The following is an 18,022-nucleotide window of genomic DNA, read 5'->3' as shown; positions in this document are numbered from 1 at the left end:
CACCTCACGAAAAGCTCAAAATCAAGGACTTAACAAGTAAATACCATCCATCTACCATTACAAAAAGTAATAACTTAAATGGTAAAGAGACCATAACTGGCGGTAGCATAAACATCCCCATGGACATTAATACGCTTCCAACTACCAAGTCTATTAGTAAGAATGGTAAATAAATTAAGAAACCTATTTGGAAGGCAGTCTTTAATTCACTAATAGCAAAAGCTGGCACAACTGCTGAAAATGGAATATTCTCTGGTGTTAATTCTTCATCTTGCAAATTAGCAGCCTCTACAAATAGTTCTAAATCTTTCTGCCTAGTTTGCTTCAACATAAATTCTTTTAGTGGTTTACCACCTTCTTCAATAGCTTGTTCTTGTGTAATTGAATTTTCCAAGTATGGCTTAATTGCCTTTTCATTCATTTCACCAACTACAGGACTCATAATAAAAAATGTTAAAAACAATGCTAGTCCAACTAAAACTTGATTTGGTATAGACTGCTGTGCTCCCATTGCACTTTTTAAAAATGAAAATACAACAACTATTCTTGTAAAAGATGTTACCATTATAATAATTGAAGGTAATAAAGCTAATACTGTGAAAAATATTAATAGCTTTATATTAGATACATAGTCTCCTGAAGTACCTTCTCCCCCAATGTTTATATTTACACCAGGTAAATCTACTGTTTCTGGGGCTGCACTTACTGCTATTCCTGTAAACCCTATAACTGCTAAAGCTACCAAAAATATTAATAGTGATTTCCTCTTTTTACTCATGCTTATCTTCCTTTGATTTTATTTTTCCCCAAGCCTCTATTGATAAACTTTTAAAATTATTTAATATACCCTCATATTTGTTGTTCATATCCTTTAAAGCTTGTTGTTTTGCTTCTTCTATTTCTGCCAATTCTTCTTCAGTTAATTCTTGTAACTTTTCAGTATGTCCAGTAGAAGTTGATAATACCATTCCCTTTTTCCCTACTTTAACCACTAATATGTAGCCATCCTTAGAAATTTGAACTCTCTCTATTACCTTTACATACTTTTTATTTAAATTTCCGTTAATACCTTTATTGGCATATTTAAACAATATAATCATTAAAGCAAAGATAATTATCATAGATACAATTAACTTAAAAATCATTAATGTAAAATCCATTTATTTTCTTCCCTACTGTGCTAATAATTGATCAAAATAGATATTCACTATTTTACCTTCATCCAATATTTTATTAATATCTTCAATTAGCCCCTTTTTTAAATTTTCTTCATTTTCAGCTCTAAAATCTTCACTCTTTTTTGACATCAAATAAAATAAGGTTGCATCTTTTACTTCTGTAAGCTTACTATTTAATTCTTTTCCTAACTTCTTATTTTTTTTATCATAAGAAATATTCATTGTTGCTTTAAGATAGCTTCTTCCACTTTCATCTGCTAATCTAACCATTATATCCTCTGCCACAGGAACCTTTTCTTCAACAATTGGCTTTTCTACATCACTTGTACTCTGCATATAAAAGTAAACTCCTCCAAAACCTCCTGCACCAAGAACTAATAATGCTAATACTATAACTAAAATTTTCTTTATCCCACCTGATGTGCTTTTTTCATTATCACTATTCTTTTTTGCCATTAAAATCACTCCTTATTATTAGTAACAAGCAAGATGTTTACTCTTCTATTCTTTGCTTTATTTTCTGTACTGTTATTAGGTACTAACGGCTTTGTTTCCCCATATCCTACTGCACTAAATCTATTAGGATTTTGTCCCTTAGCCTCAGTAAAATACCTTAAAACCTTTGTTGCTCTTGTAGCTGACAACTCCCAGTTAGATTCAAATTCTTTTACTCCAACAGGTACATTATCTGTATGTCCCTCTACAATTATAGAATTAGGCAATGTGGCTATAAGTACATTTATTTTATCCAATATTGCTAATGAATCTTGTTTCAAGTCTGCTCTACCTGGTTCAAAAAGTATACTATCTTTTAGTTGAAGTATTATACCTCTCTCATCACTTGTGATTTCAACCGTTGCAGACAAGTCATTCTCTTCTACAAACTTTTGTATCTCTTCGTAAGTTTCAACTTGAGACCCACCATTTTCTATCATATCTTCTACAGGTGATTCCCCACCTACTAAAGGCACTTTCCCATTATATAGGTCATATTGTAAAATTGAATCAGCACTTTTTCCAGACATCACTTCATTAAATGCATTGGATAGTTGCTTCAGCTTCTCACTATCTAAGCTAGACATAGAATATAAAAGAACAAAAAATGTTAAAAGTAATGTTATTGTATCAGCATATGTATCTAACCAAGTACTTCCCCCTGAATCATTATTCTTCTTTTTTCTTCTAGCCATGGCCTATGCAACCCCTTCACTATTTTCAGCGTTATTCTTCAAATATTCTAATCTCTCAGCTGGTTCTAAATAAGATATTAACTTTTCTTCAACAATTCTTGGATTTACTCCAGATTGAATTGCTAAAACCCCTTCAAGCATCATTTCTCTTATATTAACTTCTTTCTCACTTTTCTTTTGAAGATTTGCTGCTATTGGATTACAGAAAATATTAGCAAGTAATGAACCATAAAATGTTGTTATAAGTGCTTTTCCCATACCTTGAGCTATTGTTGTAGCATCTGATAAGTTTTGAAGCATTTGTATAAGTCCTATTAAGGTACCTAACATACCAAACCCTGGTGCATAAGCTCCCCATGTACTAAATATTGATGCACCTTGACTATGTCTATTTTCCATTTCTCCAATTTCTAATTCTAATATTTCTCTAATAGTTTCTGGTTCTATACCATCCACTACCATTTGTAAACCTTTCTTTAGAAAATCATCTTCCAAAGTTGAAATTTCATCTTCTAAGGAAAGCAGACCTTCTCTTCTTGCCTTCTTTGATAACTCAGAAAATTGAGTGATTACATTTTGTTCTGAGTATGATGACTCTTTAAAAGCTTGTATAAAAACTTTACCAATCTTTTTCATCTGATCTAATGGTACTGTAATTAATACTGCCGATAAAGAACCACCGACAGTTATTAGCACTGACGATAAATCCCAGAATATCATTAAACTACTGCCTAGCATCATACCATAAATCATCATTCCAATTCCTAGTAGTAATCCTATTCCGGTTAAAGCATCTGACTTTTTCATGTTACTGCCTCCTACAACCTATAAGTAAAAATTCTATTTTTATATCTCAATACTGCATCTTTTACCTCATCAACACTCTCCAGAACTATATATTTCTTACCATTTGTTAATGTAATAAGTGTTTCAGGTACCTCTTCTATCTTTTCTATATGATCTGCATTTAATATAAACTCTTTATTGTTCATACCTGTTAAATCTATCATATCTATCCCTCCACTGGTAGAAGTATAGGTAAGAAGTTAAGATAGAGTAAACTACTTATTCTTAACTTCTTACTCACCTACCTTTTACCTTCTTATCTCTTTAGGTTGATTATATCTTGAAGAATTTCATCTCCAGTGTTTATCATCTTCCCACTTGCTTGGAATGCTCTTGTTGCAACTATCATTTCAGTAAATTGTTCTGATAAATCAACATTTGACATCTCTAACATACTTTGAACACTATCTCCGTATCCTAAGCTATTGTCCTCTCCAAGTGTTCCAACTCCACTTTTTATTGTAGGGTCTCCAGAGTTAACTGATGAACTATATAAGTTTCCACCCATCTTAGTTAAGCCTTCTGGATTTTTGAAGGATGCCATAGCTATTTGTCCAAGAGCTGCTACTCTACCATCCTCTAAAATACCATTTATAATTCCTGAACTATCTATTGTATAACTCTTAACTCTTAATTCTGTTTCACTTCCTGGTAACTTTACCTTATCTGGAATCTTAAGAGTTTTTAATGAGCTATCATATGCTTTTAAATCTTTTGTACCATCTACAAAGTTTACTGTTCCATCATTATCTAAACTTTGAACTGGAGTACCACCATTAGTTATTTCAGATTCTGTTCCTCCAATTTCCATTGGATTACCTGTAACGCTTATTGATTGGTTTATACTTGCTTCTCTTAATGCGTTATTTAATGCATTTTCGATTCCCTTAGCTGATACTGCTCCTTGAGTTACAAAGTCTCCATTTATTGTGATTGTTTTATTCTTTTCACTAATAGAAACACTTGATTTTGTTCCGGCACTAATATTTCCTGTAACTATCTTATACCCATTTAGAGCAGCTCCATCACTGAAGTTAAATTCCAAACCTAATGCTCCAACCATAGCTGGTGCTTTTAATTCTTCGCCACCTTCAACTTCTTCACTTGTAAGACCTGTATATATCTTACCTGATCCTGATATCTTTACTCCTTTGTCAGTATCTGCAATTAACCCCTTTTCCTTTAGCTTCTGATTTATCTTATTTTGTAAGTCATCCTTTTTAACAGCATTTGCAGACATAAAGTTACCTTTTAATATAATCTTATTTTCAGTTGTGTCTACTTCAACAGATAACTCTTCTTCATTAACATCAGCTATAACAATTTGGTAATTATCAAATGAAGACTTTTTATTACCTATTAACTCTGGGAACTCTAAAGTAAATCCATTACCAAATTCAATGTCCTTAGGTTTTTGTGCATCCACACCACCAGATAATTTCATTGTAATATCTCTTGAATCTATTGTTGTTGATCCAGCGTTAGTTTGCTCATACCTTCCACCAAATGTTAGGGTTGTTCCTGAAATACCATTACTCTTTAATGCATTTGCTACTTTATTGTTTAATTGAGTAAGCTTATCTGTACCGTCTGCTACTCCAGTTAAATCACCATGTATCTTAATTGACTTACTTGTTTTATCAACTGTTACACTTATGTCTCCTGTTGAATCTCCAAAAGATACTGTATATCCATTTAAAGCTGCTCCTAATCCTGTAGTCACAGTTAAACCACTAAAGTTAGCTGCTCCAGATCCATCTTTGTTTTGTAAAGTTGCCTTTGGCTCTTCAGCTACAACAGACTCTGATGTTTGTCCAGTTATTTGAGTTAGATTTTGTGCTGAACCCGTTACACTCTTAACACTTTGATTTATCTTAGCATCAGATAAAGCTCTATTAATTTCTGTCTTTATTCCATCAGCACTTAGTGCACCTTTATTAATAAAATCACCATTTATTAATATCTTCTTTACATCTGAATTAACTTGTACACTTAATGAATCTGCTGCTACTTCTCCTATTTCAAAAGTATATCCATTTAAGGCATCCCCTTCAGTTAATTGGATAGTAAATCCTGCAACTGTTACTGCTTTAGGCGCTGAAGCATCAGAACCACCTAATATTGAATCTGAACCTAAATTAGCTAATGAAATAGGTGTACCAGATACAGATATTTCTTGAGAAATTCCACTTGCTGATAATCCTTTATTTACTGCCGATTCAATTTGTGCAGCTGTTAAGTTTCCTGTTTCAGAAAAATCTCCATTTACTATAATTAACTTTTGAGCTTTATCAACATCTGCAGAAGTTACTGTTCCAGGTCCTACTGAACCTAATACAACTTTATATCCATTTAATTGAGAACCAGGTCCAAATTTAAAATCTAGTCCTGCTGCAGTTGTGTTATTTGGCTTTTGGGATGTAGCTGGCATTGAGCTATCATCATTTGTTAATGAGTAACCCATTACTCTATATCCATCACCAGTTAAAAGGTTTCCTTCACTGTCAAGTATAAGAGAACCATCTCTCGTATACATTATTTCGCTTCCTGAGTTAGCAAGAGATTGTTGTGTAAGAGTATGTGTACCTGCTCTATGATTAACCTCTAACTGACTATCCCCATATATTGATGGTCCATTACTTACCATGAAGAATCCTTCACCATCAATAGCTAAATCTAATGCTCTTCCTGTTGATTGCAAATTTCCTTGTGTCATAACAGCATCAATACTTGCAAGTTGAACTCCTAAACCAACTTGGCTTGCATTAGTACCACCTTGATTTTGCGAAGGAGCCATTGCATTAGATACATTTTGATTTAACATATCCTTAAATCTTGCCCTTGAAGATTTAAACCCTGTTGTATTTACATTTGAAATATTATTCCCTATAACATCTAATCTTGTTTGATTTACTTTCATTCCACTTATACCGGAATACATTGATCTTAACATTTGATTGACCTCCTAAAACCCCATTATTTTGCTTACTTCTATCGTTCCATAAGCATAGGCCTCCATATATATTGGTCCAGCCTATAACATTACTACACTATCAATATTGGTGAACACATTATCTACAGCTCTTTCCTTTTCCACAGCTGTAATGACAGTTCTATTTTCAATACTTGCTACCAAAGCAACATCCTTATAAAGCATAACTGCATTTCTAGACCCCTTATCAGCAGCTAAATCAAATCCCTTTCCTATTACTTTCATATCCATTTCAGAAAAGTTTATTCTTTCTAATCTATCTGCTGCATGCTTTGAAACAGTATATCCATTATTCTCAATTGTCTTATTTAAAACATCTTTAAAAGAATTTCCAGAGCTTTTTGAATTATTTATAGGTTTATTAACTTGAACACCACCTATATTTCCTACTGGATAGGCTCGTCCATTCACTATTCTATAACTCATTTCTATCCCCTAACTTTCTTTACTCCTTCTCATTTCCATCTTCTGTTTCAGTACTTGAAAAATCTCCAACCTTAGTTACATCTGAATAATTAAATTCTTTTATTTCTCCAGATTCTAATTCAACTCTAAGCATTATGTTACCATTTGAATCTTTATAAACTCCCTTAACCAAACCAGATAAATCTTCCTTTTTTCCTTCTGCATTTGTAGTTGTTAATTCTACATTCTTATTTATAAATGATGTAGCTACTAAGAACTGCATATTTCCTTGTAAACTTGTTAAAGGTGGTATTGAGTAATCTGGTACATTTACAACAGATACAATTTTGTCTATTGGAAAAGTCATTACTTCATTTTTCCCATTTACATTTACCTCAAGAGATATATTAGTACCGCTTGCTGTATTAGTTACACTTTGAACAACTCCTGTATATGGCATTCCACTATCATCAGTTATGCTAACTGTCACACCTTTACCAATAAGATTTTGATTTACATAATTAGACATAGTTGTATTTAAGTTAGACATTTGTTCCATAGATGCAAATTGAGCTAACTGTGATACATATGCAGTAGAATCAATATCAGCTGTTGGATCTTGATTAGCTAATTCTGCTGCTAATATTGTCAAGAATGCATTTTTGTCCATTTCTTCTCCAGGTTTTACTATCTTAGTTCCCCTGTCTGTTCTATTAGCACCATTGTAGTTTATACTACTTAATCCAGGCATATAATCTCCTCCTATGCCAACATATTAATATTACTTAACATATCGACTTCATTTTCTTCAAATTCATCTTCAATTAAAGAACTATTAACTTCTATCTCTTTATTAAATGGTTGTTTTTCTCTTCTGTCTTGGTTAAAAGCTTGTCCTTGGAACTCTTCTTTAAAATATGTAGTATCTTCATATAAACTTATATCAACCTGTTGAATCTTGATATTTTGCTCACCTAAATACCTTTTTATATCTCCTAGGTTTTGAGACAAAATACTATATGTTTCTTTTGAAGATGCTTTTAGATTGGCTTTCATAATTCCATCTTCTTGAACAATTCTTATAGCAACCTCACCTAAATCTTTTGGATTAATTCTTACCACAAGCTCTTTTATATTATTAGAAGTCATATACTTCACTGATTTTACTATATCCTCAACCATATTTCCTCTATTAATCACTTTAGGTACCTCTACCTTTTCAACATTACTTGAAGAAATATTATTACTCATAAGAGTAAACTTTGTAGTAACTTTTTTATCTTCTCCATCATTAATAATTGAATTTAACACTTTTTCTTCATTATCAAATGACTTTTTGCTAAATTCTGAACCATTATCAGATGCCTCTTCCTCTACAACTGGAATATGGGTAACTTCATCTTCTATTTCTTTATCAACAACAATATTGGAGTTACTTTCAGCTACGTTTATTTTTTCCTTAATAATGCTTTTTAATCCAACAACACTTTTTTCATCTGAATTAGGTATATTTGAAGATAAAATATTATTAAATACCTCAATTTCATTTTCCAACTTACTTAAGTCTTCTTTAAGAACTTGATTATCTAAGTTAGGCATTATATCCTCATCTAAAACACGTACAAACTCATTAAGTATACTTTGAATATCCTTCAAGTTATTTTTATCATTAACTATTAAGTTTTCTCCTAAATCAATGACAAAATCAGTTTCTTTAATAAAAGTATTATTGATTGATTCCACAACTTTTTCTGAATTTATTGTTTCATTTGGGAGCTTTTCAACAATAGATGGTAATAATGAAATAATTAAAGATAATTGTTCCATTAAATTTTCTGGTATTTCTTCAACCTCTTCATCCATAACATCAATAACTTCATCTACATCTTTTTTAGTAATATTATTTTTCTCATTATCTAACACACTTTTGAATGATTTATCCTCTTTAACATCTTTAGGTAGGGTATTATCAGTTGGTTTATTTACCATTTTAATTAAATCAAGATTTATCCCCTGTATCATTTATTCACCCCCTTTCAAATTCCTCATATATGCATATAGGGCAAATTCATCATTATTAATTTGTTCTATTCTATCCTGTTCTTTAATAAAAGCCCTATATTGCTTTTCCTTTAAGGTTTCTACTATCTTTCTATCAACTTGTCTTTGTTTTAAATCAATTCTTCTTACCTCTACTTCTCTTGATTTAACAACAAGTTCCTTCTCTTTATTTTTTATTCCAGACTCTAAAGCTAAAAGATAGTTTCTTTTTATCTTTTGATAAATAACATCTTCACCAGGTCTTATACCTTTGTATTTATCATAACTATCTCTCATATTACTAAGTTCATTTTCAGTAATTTGTTTTTGTCTTTGACTCTCAGTAAAAAGCCTTTTGCTCTCTTCTTCTTTTTCTTCTCTAATTTCAAGAAGTTTTTGTAAACTAAATTTATATCCAGATGCCATATCTCCCCCCCCCTACTACTTAAACATTGAGGTTAAAATACTTATACTTTCGTTAAAGGGAGAACGCTCTGTAATTCCTTGTCTTAAATATTGATCTAGCAAATCATGATAAGCTATAGCTTTATCTATTTTAGGATTACTACCTTTTACATAAGCACCTATATTAATTAAATCCTCTGAATCTTCATATGTAGCAAGTAAATCTCTAGCCATAGATGCTGCCATCTTATGATTTTCATCTGCTATAGAAGACATAAGTCTACTAACACTATGCAAAACATCTATAGCTGGATAATGATTTTTCTGAGCTAAATCTCTTGATAAAACTATATGTCCATCAAGTATACCTCTTACAGCATCAGCTATAGGTTCATTAAAATCATCTCCATCAACAAGAACCGTATAAAAAGCCGTTATTGATCCCTTATCAGATGTCCCTGCTCTCTCCATAAGCATAGGCAACTTAGCAAAAACTGATGGCGTATATCCTTTTGTAGCTGGAGGTTCGCCAATAGCTAAACCAACTTCTCTTTGAGCCATGGCAAATCTTGTTACAGAATCCATCATTAATATAACTTTCTTTCCTTTGTCTCTAAAATACTCCGCTATTGCAGTTGCAGTTAAAGCCCCTTTTAATCTAATAAGAGCTGGTTTATCTGAAGTAGCACACACTACAACTGACTTCTTCATTCCTTCTGGCCCCAAATCTTTTTCAATAAATTCAAGAACCTCTCTACCTCTTTCTCCTATAAGAGCTATAACGTTAACATCCGCCTCTGCTTCCCTAGCAATCATACCTAATGTAGTACTTTTCCCTACCCCACTACCTGCAAATATACCTATTCTTTGTCCATCACCAACAGTTAAAAACCCATCTATAGCTCTTACCCCTGTAGGCATTACATCCTTTATTCTTATACGAGATAGTGGATCTGGAGGAGAGTTTTCAAGAGAATATCCCACTCCTGAAAGTTCCTCTTCTCCATTTATAGGTTTCCCTAATCCATCTAGTATTTTTCCAAGCATATCATCTGAACACGTTACTTCTAATGGTTTATTGGAAGGAATAACTCTACATCCTGAGGCTATACCATTTAAATCTCCTAAAGGCATTAAGATTACAAAATCATCTCTAAACCCAACCACTTCACTATGCACAGGTTTTCCATATTGATTAAATATTGTACAAAGTTCACCAACAAAAGCCTTTATTCCTTGTACTTCAATTGTTAAACCTATTACTCTCTTTACAACTCCTTCTGAATAAACAGTCAAAGTTTCATTTACCTTATCAATTAATTCATCAAAATCTATATTCAAGAATGTCACCTACATTTCTATGATGATAAAGCCTCTTCTATTGCCTTTAAACTTACATCTATTCCAACTTCTACTTTACCGCTAGCCTTTTCTATAATTGCATTACCTAATGAAACTCCTTCATTTGGTAAAACAAATATTTCTCCACTAATTGAATAGTTAGCTTTCCACACAGGAATATGTTCTTTAATAGATGACACATATTTAGGATTGCATTTTATGACTAAATTTTCTTCTCCCTTTGACAGTCTTATGCCTTCCTCCAAAATTTCACTTATTCCATCTTCATCTGTAACTTTTTGTCTAATTACTTTTTCAGCTATAGCAATAGAAAGTCTAATTATTTCTGCTTTTTTACTTTCTAAATATCTAATATAATCTTCTTTAGCACCTTCTAAAATTTCATCTGCCTTTTTTATTGTTTCAGCAGCTTGTCTCTCTGCTTGAGGCAATATATTTTCTATAGCTTCTTTTTTTCCATCTTCATATCCGTTTTCTTTTCCTTGAGCATATCCTTTTTCATAGGCTTCTCTCTCCATAGCCTGCGATTCTTCCAATGCCTTATACATTATTTCATCTTTTTTTCTTTTTGCCTCTAAGACAATACTATTTCCTATACTCTCATAATTACTTAATATGTTCTCTATTTCTTCTATTGTTTTACCACTTTGTTTACAAACAATATCTTCTTTATCATCTTCTATATCAAGACCTTTTACATATTCAGTTGATATAACCTTACTATTAGAACTTAATGCTTGATTTTTTCTTATAAGATTATACGATAATTGCATCTTCTCCACCTCTTGAGATTATTATTTCTCCTGCTTCGTCTAACCTTCTAATTATTGCAACAATACCTTGTTGAGCTTTTTCTACATCCATTAATCTTACAGGTCCTAAGAACTCCATATCTTCCTTCAATGAAGCAGCAGCTCTCTTTGATTGATTTTTGTAGATAACTTCAGCAACTTCTTCTGAGCATCCCTTAAGAGCAAGTGCAAGTTCTTTAGCTTCCACTTCTCTAAGAATTCTTTGAATTGCAACATCATCAAGAGTAATAATATCTTCAAATACAAACATAGAACTCTTAACTCTATCAGCAAGTTCAGCATCTTCTCTTTCAAGGCTTTCTGTAATATTTCTTTCAGTAGTTCTATCTACTTGATTTAATATATCAACTAAAGTTTCTACCCCACCTAAAGTAGTCATTTCTGTTCTTACAACTGAAGATAATTTACTCTCTAGTACCTTCTCTATTTCCTTAATAACCATTGGAGAAGTTGTACTCATAGTTGCTATTCTATATGCAACCTCACTTTGTGTCTCTTCAGGTAACTCAGCCATAACCTGTGCTGCCTTCTCTGGTTGAAGATAGCAAAGTATCAAAGCTATTGTTTGGGGATGTTCATAGGTTATAACATTTAAAAGCTGGTGTGCATCTGCTTTTCTTGCAATTGAAAATGGCCTATATTGCTGAGTAGCTTCTGATACTTTTTCCAAAATCTCATTAGCTCTATGAGGACCTAATGCCTTTGATAAAAGTTCTCTTGCATAATCCATACCACCTTCGATTATGTACTCCCTAGCTTTATTTATTTGTAAAAATTCATTTAAAATTCCTTCTCTTTGCTCTGAAGTAACAGAAGTAATATTAGCAATTTCATATGTTATCTTTTGAATCTCTGCTTCTGGTAACTTTTTTAGTATTCCAGATGATACTTCTGGCCCAAGGGTTATAAATAATATTGCTGCTTTTTGTACTCCAGATAGCTTTGCATCTTTAGCCAAAACTTATCACCTCTCATTTTCAGATAACCAAGATTTTATTATGTCTACGACTTGATCTGGTTTATCTTTTGCATATTTCTTTATTTCACTTTCTATATGTGATTTTTCATTTTTCACTTCAAAATCTATTGGAGCAAAGCTTATTGCTTCTTTACTCGGTATCGAATCATCTATAACTACATCAAGAACTCTCTCGTCCACTTTTTCTTTTCTCTTTTTAATTAGTATTATTAAAACAATAATTCCAGCTACAATTCCTAAGGCTATTGCTCCCCACATAATTAACTTATTTCTCTTTTCTTTAGCAAGCTCAGCATTAAACTCATCTATTTGAGCTTGTGCTTCTTCCTTTATTGTAGGGTCAAACTCCATACCAACTAAGGATATTTCATCTCCTCTATTGCTATCAAATCCAATTGCAGCACCTATGGCCTTTTCAAACTCAGCTTTAGTTGCCTCATCCAATTTTCCATCAATAAATATTGATGCCGTTAATCTTTTAACTTCTCCTGGAGCTGTTATAGTTACTGTTTCTGTTTTACCTGTATCATAATTAGTCTTTTGCTCTTCTGATCCAGATGAACCAACAGACGTATTTCCTTCTATTGTATTGCTCATATTATTATCAACAGGGCTCTCACTAACTGTGCCTCCATTGATATTATTCCATTCCTTAATTGTTTGCTGACTTACTATTACTTTATTAGGATCTATAATATTTTGAGTTTGCTTTTTAGAATCAAAATCTAAATCCACACTAATTTTAGCTTGAATTCTATTTTTACCTATTACAGGTTCAAGCAAATTAATTACTTCTTTTCTTAACTTTTCTTCATAATTAGCTTCTAATTGTTGATTATTCTGTATTGTTTCAGATGAAACTCCATTTGAGTCATCTGAAGTATTTAAATTCTTTGTCAATAAATTCATCTTATCATCGATGACTTCAATATTTTCCTTAGGAACATTCTCTGTACTAACTGATAATAAAGATACAATTGATTGCACTTGATCATCTGAAAGTTTTGTCCCATTCTTTAGCTTAAGAATAACTGCTGCCTTTCCAGGCTCCTTGTCTTGAACAAACACAGAACTCTTTGCTGGTGTAATATGTACTCTTGCACTCTCTACAGGTTCTAGACTTTTTATAGATTTTTCCAGCTCTCCCTGTAGCATTCTAAGTTTTCTTATATTAAATTCTTCATCAGTCATTCCAAAGGAACTACTATCATCCATAAGTTCATATCCCTTACTACCTGATGATAACTGTGAAGCAAGTTTTAATCTTAATTCATCAACTTGATTCTTATCTACTAAAATAGAATTTCCATCAACCTTCATGTCTACTTTATCTTCAGTTAATTTATTTATAACAACATCCACATCACTAGGATCTAAATTTGAGTATAATACTGCATACTTATTTGAAGATGAATAGACAACTAAACTAATAATTGCTACAAGTACAGCTATAACAGATACTACCATAGCAATTCTTATACCTTTACCAAAGGTTTTAAATTTAGCCCAAAGCTTTTTAAATAATTCCGAAAGCTTTTTCATCACATTGCACTCCTAACTCTTATAACTGCATTCTACTAATTTCTTGATATGCTTCAACTAATTTATTTCTAACCTGCACTGCAAATTGTAATGATGCACTGGCTTCTGCTCCTGCAAGCATAACTTCACTAATATCTATATCTTCACCCTTTACAAATGCTTCTGTAGACTTATCAGCTACTATTTGCTGTTCATTTATCTTATCTAAAGATTCTTTTAATACATTTGAAAAAAGCTCTCCATCATTATCTTTCTTCCCCACCTTTATACCATCTAAACCACTATTAAATATTTCTTCACTTGGAACAAAACTACTAATCCTCATAAATACATCTCCATTCTAACTTGACTACTTACCTATCTCTAAAGCTTTCATAAACATATTTTTATTTGCTGTTAAAGTATCTACATTAGCCTCATAAGCTCTAGTAGATGCTATCATATCTGCCATTTCATTAAGGACGTTAACATTAGGGTATAAAACATACCCATTCTCATCAGCATCAGGATGTGTTGGATCATATACACTTCTTAAAGGCGATTCATCATCCTCAAGAGCTACCGCCTTTACCCCATTCCCTCTTAATTTTTCATCTAAGGCTTCTTGAAAGACAGCTACCTTTCTAACATAAGGCCCTCCATCTTCTGTTCTCGTTGTAGTTGCATTTACCATATTGGATGTAATTGTATCCATTCTAAGTCTTTCTGCTGCTAGTCCACTAGCGCTAATTCTCATTGCAGAAAATGCATTCATTTTTAATTACCTCCACTAATAACATATTTTAAATTTGTCAATTTACCATTTGCACTTTGAATTAATGCATTGTACTTTAATGTATTTGCAGCTTGCTCAACTTTTTCTACATCTAAATCCACATTATTACCATCAGTTCTCATGCTTGTACTATCATCTCTTTTAACAGAAATATTTCCTAAGCTCTCACTATTAGATAAATGTTTTTCATTTGTAGTTTTCATTTGTAGATCAGTCTGACCACTTCCATTTATATTCTCTTCAAAAATAACACTAAATCTTTTATATCCTTTTGTATTAATGTTAGCTATATTATTTGAAATGGCCTTTGCTCTTGTCGTAGAAGCTTTTATACCTTGCTTAATTAAGCTATACGTACTATTTTCGCCTCCCACTAAATTAATCGACATACTACACCCCCATCTTTAGATTCAAATATTGAATTAGTTTAATTAAATTTATAACCAAACTAATAATAAGCAAAAAATTATTCCCAATTTATTTATCTATCACTATTATATGTTACAATTAGTTAAATTTCTAGATAATTTAGAGTTTTTTTACATATTTCAAAAAAAACCTCTAAAAATACCATAATTTGCTGGACTAGCGTTAATATTTTGATATTTTTTATATTTCGCTTTTTATTTTTGCATCAAAAAAAGAACTATTTAATAAAACATACTAAATAGTTCTCTAATAATCTTACCTAACTCTTTCTAAAATTCTCAATGCATCTTGTGGTAAGTTATTACTTTGAGATATAAGTGCTAGAGATGTATCATTTAAAATTTGTGTTCTTGCAAGTTCAGCCATTTCTAAAGCAATATCTGAATCTCTTAAATTACTATCAGCTCTTTCAAATACTTGTTCATTTGAACTTATGTTTTCTGCTGTGGTTTCTAATCTATTAGACATAGCACCATATCTACTTCTTATACTAGAAACAGTTTTTATAGATTCATTTACTACTTCCAAGGCACTACTTACTCCCTCTGGCGTTCTAACATCTATATCTTTTAAAGTGTTACCTTTTTCATCTTTTAATATTTCTGTTCTAATATTAAAGCTTGGAATTCTACCTTGTTCTCCTTGCATAGCTCCTACTACAATATTCTTATACATTGGATATTTATTATTAGGAACTCTCTCATCACATAAAAGCTTAACCCCATTAAATTCTGTATTATTAGCTAAATCATCTATGTTTTTCTTCATTTCCTCTATTTCATTTTGTATTATCTCTTTTTCGCTTTCACTTTTACTTCCATTAGCAACACTTACTGAAAGTTCTTTAATTCTAGCTAGCGTATTATTCACCTCTTGAAGAGCTCCATCTGCTGTTTGAAGCATTGATGTACCATCTTGAAGATTTCTTTGAACTGCTTGAAGGCTTTTTATTTGTATTCTCATCTGCTCACTTTGTCCAATTTTATTAGAATTGTCTTTTGCAGAATTAATTTTAATTCCTGTACTAAGTCTTTCAATTGCAGATTTATTATTAATTAAATTTTTCTTGTATCCGTTATATATGCTTAGAGAACTCATATTGTGATTAAGTCTCATATTTCACCACTCCAAAAATGTATTTACTTTATTATCGAAATAATGATTATATTCTTTAATATTTTTTAGTATTTTGCTAGATAATACAAAAAGGTGAGAAATACATCTCACCTTTTAATAAACTATGTTAATTATCTAAGAAGTTGTAAAACTCCTTGAGGTTGTTGATTAGCTTGAGCAAGCATAGCTTGAGCTGCTTGAGAAAGGATGTTATTCTTAGAGAATGTCATCATTTCCTTAGCCATATCAACGTCTCTTACTCTTGATTCAGCTGCTGTTAAGTTTTCTGAAGTGTTGTTTAAATTAGCAGTTGTATGTTCTAATCTGTTTTGAACAGCTCCTAATTTAGCTCTTTGTGTTGAAACATTTTCTATTGCCTTTGTAATTGTTTCAATACTTCCTGAAGCCTTATCTGAAGAAGAAACATCTGCTCCATTTATAGTGAATTTAGCTCCAGCTACTAAAGCTACTGTTCTTCCAATATCTGTTGCTTCAACTGTTGTTCCATCTTCTAATACAATATCATTCGTAGCTAATTTACCTACTTCTTTACCATCTCTTAATACAACAGTACCTTTTATTTCATACTCCCCTGCTGCTAAAGTTTTACCTTTATCCCCTAAATCTCTTTTTGTTTCAATTTTAACATCTAAATCAGTAGTACTATTTGTCTCTATATTTTTACCAATAACAATTTTATCTCCATCTTTTAATTCTTCACTTGATACTACTTTAATATAGTTAGTATTATCAGTGCTACCAAGTTGTAAATTTTTACTAGCATCAACTTTACCTACAGTTTTACCATCTTTATCTACTATATCAGTACCTTTAACAGTATAAGTTCCAACTTGTAGTGTAGCACCATTTCCTTCTTTTGTTGCTGTAGTTTTAACTTCAACTACAGATGACGTTGTTGTTAAACCTAACTCTCCTGAAGCCATATTTCCAATATCTAAGCTTATTGTTTGTCCTCCATTAGCCCCTATTTGGAATTGTCCTTTAAACGATCCATTTAATAATGTTTGTTTGTTGAATTCAGTTTGTTCTGAAATTCTATCAATTTCTTGAGTTAAAGCGTTAATTTCTTCTTGTATAGCTGCTCTATCTTCAGTAATGTTTGTATCATTAGCTGATTGAACTGCTAATTCTCTCATTCTTTGAAGAATGTTATGAGTTTCATTTAAAGCACCTTCAGCTGTTTGAATTAATGAAATACCATCTTGAGCATTTCTAGAAGCTTGATCTAACCCTCTAATTTGTCCTCTCATCTTTTCTGAAATAGCTAATCCCGCTGCATCATCACCAGCTCTGTTTATTCTTAAACCTGAGCTTAATTTTTCCATTGACTTTCCAGCTGAGTTAGTATTAGCTGTCATGTTTCTGTGTGCGTTTAACGCATTCATGTTGTGATTAATAATCATAGTAAATTCCTCCCTGAATTTTAATTTTCGCCATCCTTGGCTTTTTATTTATAAAATACTCTTAAGAGTTTTTTATGCTTAAGCTTTATATTTATATATTCGTCTTAGAACTTATTAACTTTACACCTTTTTTTCTAACTTTCTATTTTTTCTTACAACCCTTATATTTATTTATCGTTTCTTTCACATATAGCTTTATACTTTTGTATTAAAAAAGTTCATTTTACCTACAGCATTACCGTAGCTTTTATTAGCTTGCTTCTGCTTTTTTAAGGTTATAATTTCTTCTTTTACCTTTTGCTTTTCATTATTTAAAATCTTATATGCTTCTTTCTCAAGATTTAATATCTCCAATTCATCGCATATTTTTTTTAATTCACTTTTATCAAAATCGCAAGCTTTAATCTCATTTAATAACTTTTCCCTATCCTTTATAAACTCTTCATCTATATCACCAATTTTTACAGCTTGTATAAGCATTTCTGTAACATTTTTATATTCCTCTAATATTACCCTTATACTCATAC

Annotated in this window: 21 protein-coding genes and 1 pseudogene; all 22 read right to left on the bottom strand. The window is 31.6% G+C overall.

Going from position 1 to position 18,022, the window contains the following annotated elements; genetic code table 11:
• Positions 1 to 4: 4 nt before the first annotated feature.
• Complete coding sequence (gene fliP, locus DR024_RS08285) at positions 5 to 778, bottom strand: flagellar type III secretion system pore protein FliP (protein WP_027099519.1); 774 nt, start codon at positions 776 to 778, stop codon at positions 5 to 7.
• On the bottom strand, positions 771 to 1,160 hold the full coding sequence (locus DR024_RS08280; RefSeq protein WP_027099518.1) for a flagellar biosynthetic protein FliO: 390 nt from the start codon (positions 1,158 to 1,160) through the stop codon (positions 771 to 773). The genes fliP and DR024_RS08280 overlap by 8 nt, the downstream gene beginning before the upstream one ends.
• A gap of 12 nt (positions 1,161 to 1,172) precedes the next feature.
• Entirely contained in the window at positions 1,173 to 1,634 is a 462-nt protein-coding gene (locus DR024_RS08275; RefSeq protein WP_027099517.1) for a flagellar basal body-associated FliL family protein, read from the bottom strand.
• Between the two features lie 5 nt (positions 1,635 to 1,639).
• Positions 1,640 to 2,368 carry a flagellar motor protein MotB gene (locus DR024_RS08270; RefSeq protein ID WP_027099516.1) on the bottom strand — a complete coding sequence of 243 codons (729 nt, stop codon included), beginning with the start codon at positions 2,366 to 2,368 and terminating at the stop codon, positions 1,640 to 1,642.
• A 3-nt stretch (positions 2,369 to 2,371) separates the two neighbouring features.
• Complete coding sequence (locus tag DR024_RS08265) at positions 2,372 to 3,175, bottom strand: motility protein A (RefSeq protein ID WP_027099515.1); 804 nt, start codon at positions 3,173 to 3,175, stop codon at positions 2,372 to 2,374.
• 11 nt (positions 3,176 to 3,186) lie between these two features.
• Positions 3,187 to 3,378: a flagellar FlbD family protein gene (locus DR024_RS08260; RefSeq protein ID WP_027099514.1), complete on the bottom strand. Its 192-nt coding sequence runs from the start codon at positions 3,376 to 3,378 to the stop codon at positions 3,187 to 3,189.
• Between the two features lie 92 nt (positions 3,379 to 3,470).
• Complete coding sequence (locus DR024_RS08255) at positions 3,471 to 5,645, bottom strand: flagellar hook-basal body complex protein (protein WP_396335073.1); 2,175 nt, start codon at positions 5,643 to 5,645, stop codon at positions 3,471 to 3,473.
• A gap of 188 nt (positions 5,646 to 5,833) precedes the next feature.
• Positions 5,834 to 6,167: pseudogene (locus DR024_RS18280) on the bottom strand (flagellar hook-basal body complex protein); the annotation flags it as partial.
• A gap of 81 nt (positions 6,168 to 6,248) precedes the next feature.
• Positions 6,249 to 6,632, bottom strand: a complete 384-nt coding sequence (locus DR024_RS08250; RefSeq protein WP_027099512.1) for a TIGR02530 family flagellar biosynthesis protein — start codon at positions 6,630 to 6,632, stop codon at positions 6,249 to 6,251.
• Between the two features lie 19 nt (positions 6,633 to 6,651).
• Positions 6,652 to 7,362: a flagellar hook assembly protein FlgD gene (locus tag DR024_RS08245; RefSeq protein ID WP_111918500.1), complete on the bottom strand. Its 711-nt coding sequence runs from the start codon at positions 7,360 to 7,362 to the stop codon at positions 6,652 to 6,654.
• A gap of 11 nt (positions 7,363 to 7,373) precedes the next feature.
• A complete protein-coding gene (locus DR024_RS08240; RefSeq protein ID WP_099327788.1) occupies positions 7,374 to 8,633 on the bottom strand; it encodes a flagellar hook-length control protein FliK in 1,260 nt (419 codons plus the stop codon).
• Positions 8,634 to 9,077, bottom strand: a complete 444-nt coding sequence (fliJ, locus tag DR024_RS08235) for a flagellar export protein FliJ (protein WP_027099510.1) — start codon at positions 9,075 to 9,077, stop codon at positions 8,634 to 8,636.
• Positions 9,078 to 9,092: 15 nt separating this feature from the next.
• Entirely contained in the window at positions 9,093 to 10,406 is a 1,314-nt protein-coding gene (gene fliI / locus DR024_RS08230) for a flagellar protein export ATPase FliI (RefSeq protein ID WP_111918498.1), read from the bottom strand.
• Positions 10,407 to 10,414: 8 nt separating this feature from the next.
• The gene (locus tag DR024_RS08225) at positions 10,415 to 11,191 is read right to left on the bottom strand and encodes a FliH/SctL family protein (protein WP_055183640.1); all 777 of its coding nucleotides are present in this window, start codon (positions 11,189 to 11,191) and stop codon (positions 10,415 to 10,417) included.
• The gene (gene fliG / locus DR024_RS08220; RefSeq protein WP_055183641.1) at positions 11,175 to 12,188 is read right to left on the bottom strand and encodes a flagellar motor switch protein FliG; all 1,014 of its coding nucleotides are present in this window, start codon (positions 12,186 to 12,188) and stop codon (positions 11,175 to 11,177) included. Before fliG ends, DR024_RS08225 begins: the two co-directional genes overlap by 17 nt.
• A 6-nt stretch (positions 12,189 to 12,194) precedes the next feature.
• On the bottom strand, positions 12,195 to 13,751 hold the full coding sequence (gene fliF, locus DR024_RS08215; protein WP_027099506.1) for a flagellar basal-body MS-ring/collar protein FliF: 1,557 nt from the start codon (positions 13,749 to 13,751) through the stop codon (positions 12,195 to 12,197).
• Positions 13,752 to 13,770: 19 nt separating this feature from the next.
• A complete protein-coding gene (fliE, locus tag DR024_RS08210; RefSeq protein ID WP_055183643.1) occupies positions 13,771 to 14,076 on the bottom strand; it encodes a flagellar hook-basal body complex protein FliE in 306 nt (101 codons plus the stop codon).
• A 24-nt stretch (positions 14,077 to 14,100) separates the two neighbouring features.
• Entirely contained in the window at positions 14,101 to 14,505 is a 405-nt protein-coding gene (gene flgC / locus DR024_RS08205) for a flagellar basal body rod protein FlgC (protein ID WP_027099504.1), read from the bottom strand.
• 2 nt (positions 14,506 to 14,507) lie between these two features.
• On the bottom strand, positions 14,508 to 14,915 hold the full coding sequence (flgB, locus tag DR024_RS08200; RefSeq protein ID WP_027099503.1) for a flagellar basal body rod protein FlgB: 408 nt from the start codon (positions 14,913 to 14,915) through the stop codon (positions 14,508 to 14,510).
• Positions 14,916 to 15,210: 295 nt separating this feature from the next.
• Positions 15,211 to 16,071: a flagellin gene (locus tag DR024_RS08195; RefSeq protein WP_027099502.1), complete on the bottom strand. Its 861-nt coding sequence runs from the start codon at positions 16,069 to 16,071 to the stop codon at positions 15,211 to 15,213.
• A 131-nt stretch (positions 16,072 to 16,202) separates the two neighbouring features.
• The gene (locus DR024_RS08190; protein ID WP_111918496.1) at positions 16,203 to 17,495 is read right to left on the bottom strand and encodes a flagellin N-terminal helical domain-containing protein; all 1,293 of its coding nucleotides are present in this window, start codon (positions 17,493 to 17,495) and stop codon (positions 16,203 to 16,205) included.
• A gap of 195 nt (positions 17,496 to 17,690) precedes the next feature.
• On the bottom strand, positions 17,691 to 18,020 hold the full coding sequence (locus tag DR024_RS08185) for a flagellar protein FliT (RefSeq protein ID WP_027099500.1): 330 nt from the start codon (positions 18,018 to 18,020) through the stop codon (positions 17,691 to 17,693).
• Between the last annotated feature and the right edge of the window lie 2 nt (positions 18,021 to 18,022).

The organism is Clostridium paraputrificum, assembly GCF_900447045.1.
GTDB lineage: Bacteria > Bacillota > Clostridia > Clostridiales > Clostridiaceae > Clostridium > Clostridium paraputrificum.
Note: the sequence above shows the minus strand (reverse complement) of the source record. Positions and strands in the feature narration are given on the sequence as shown.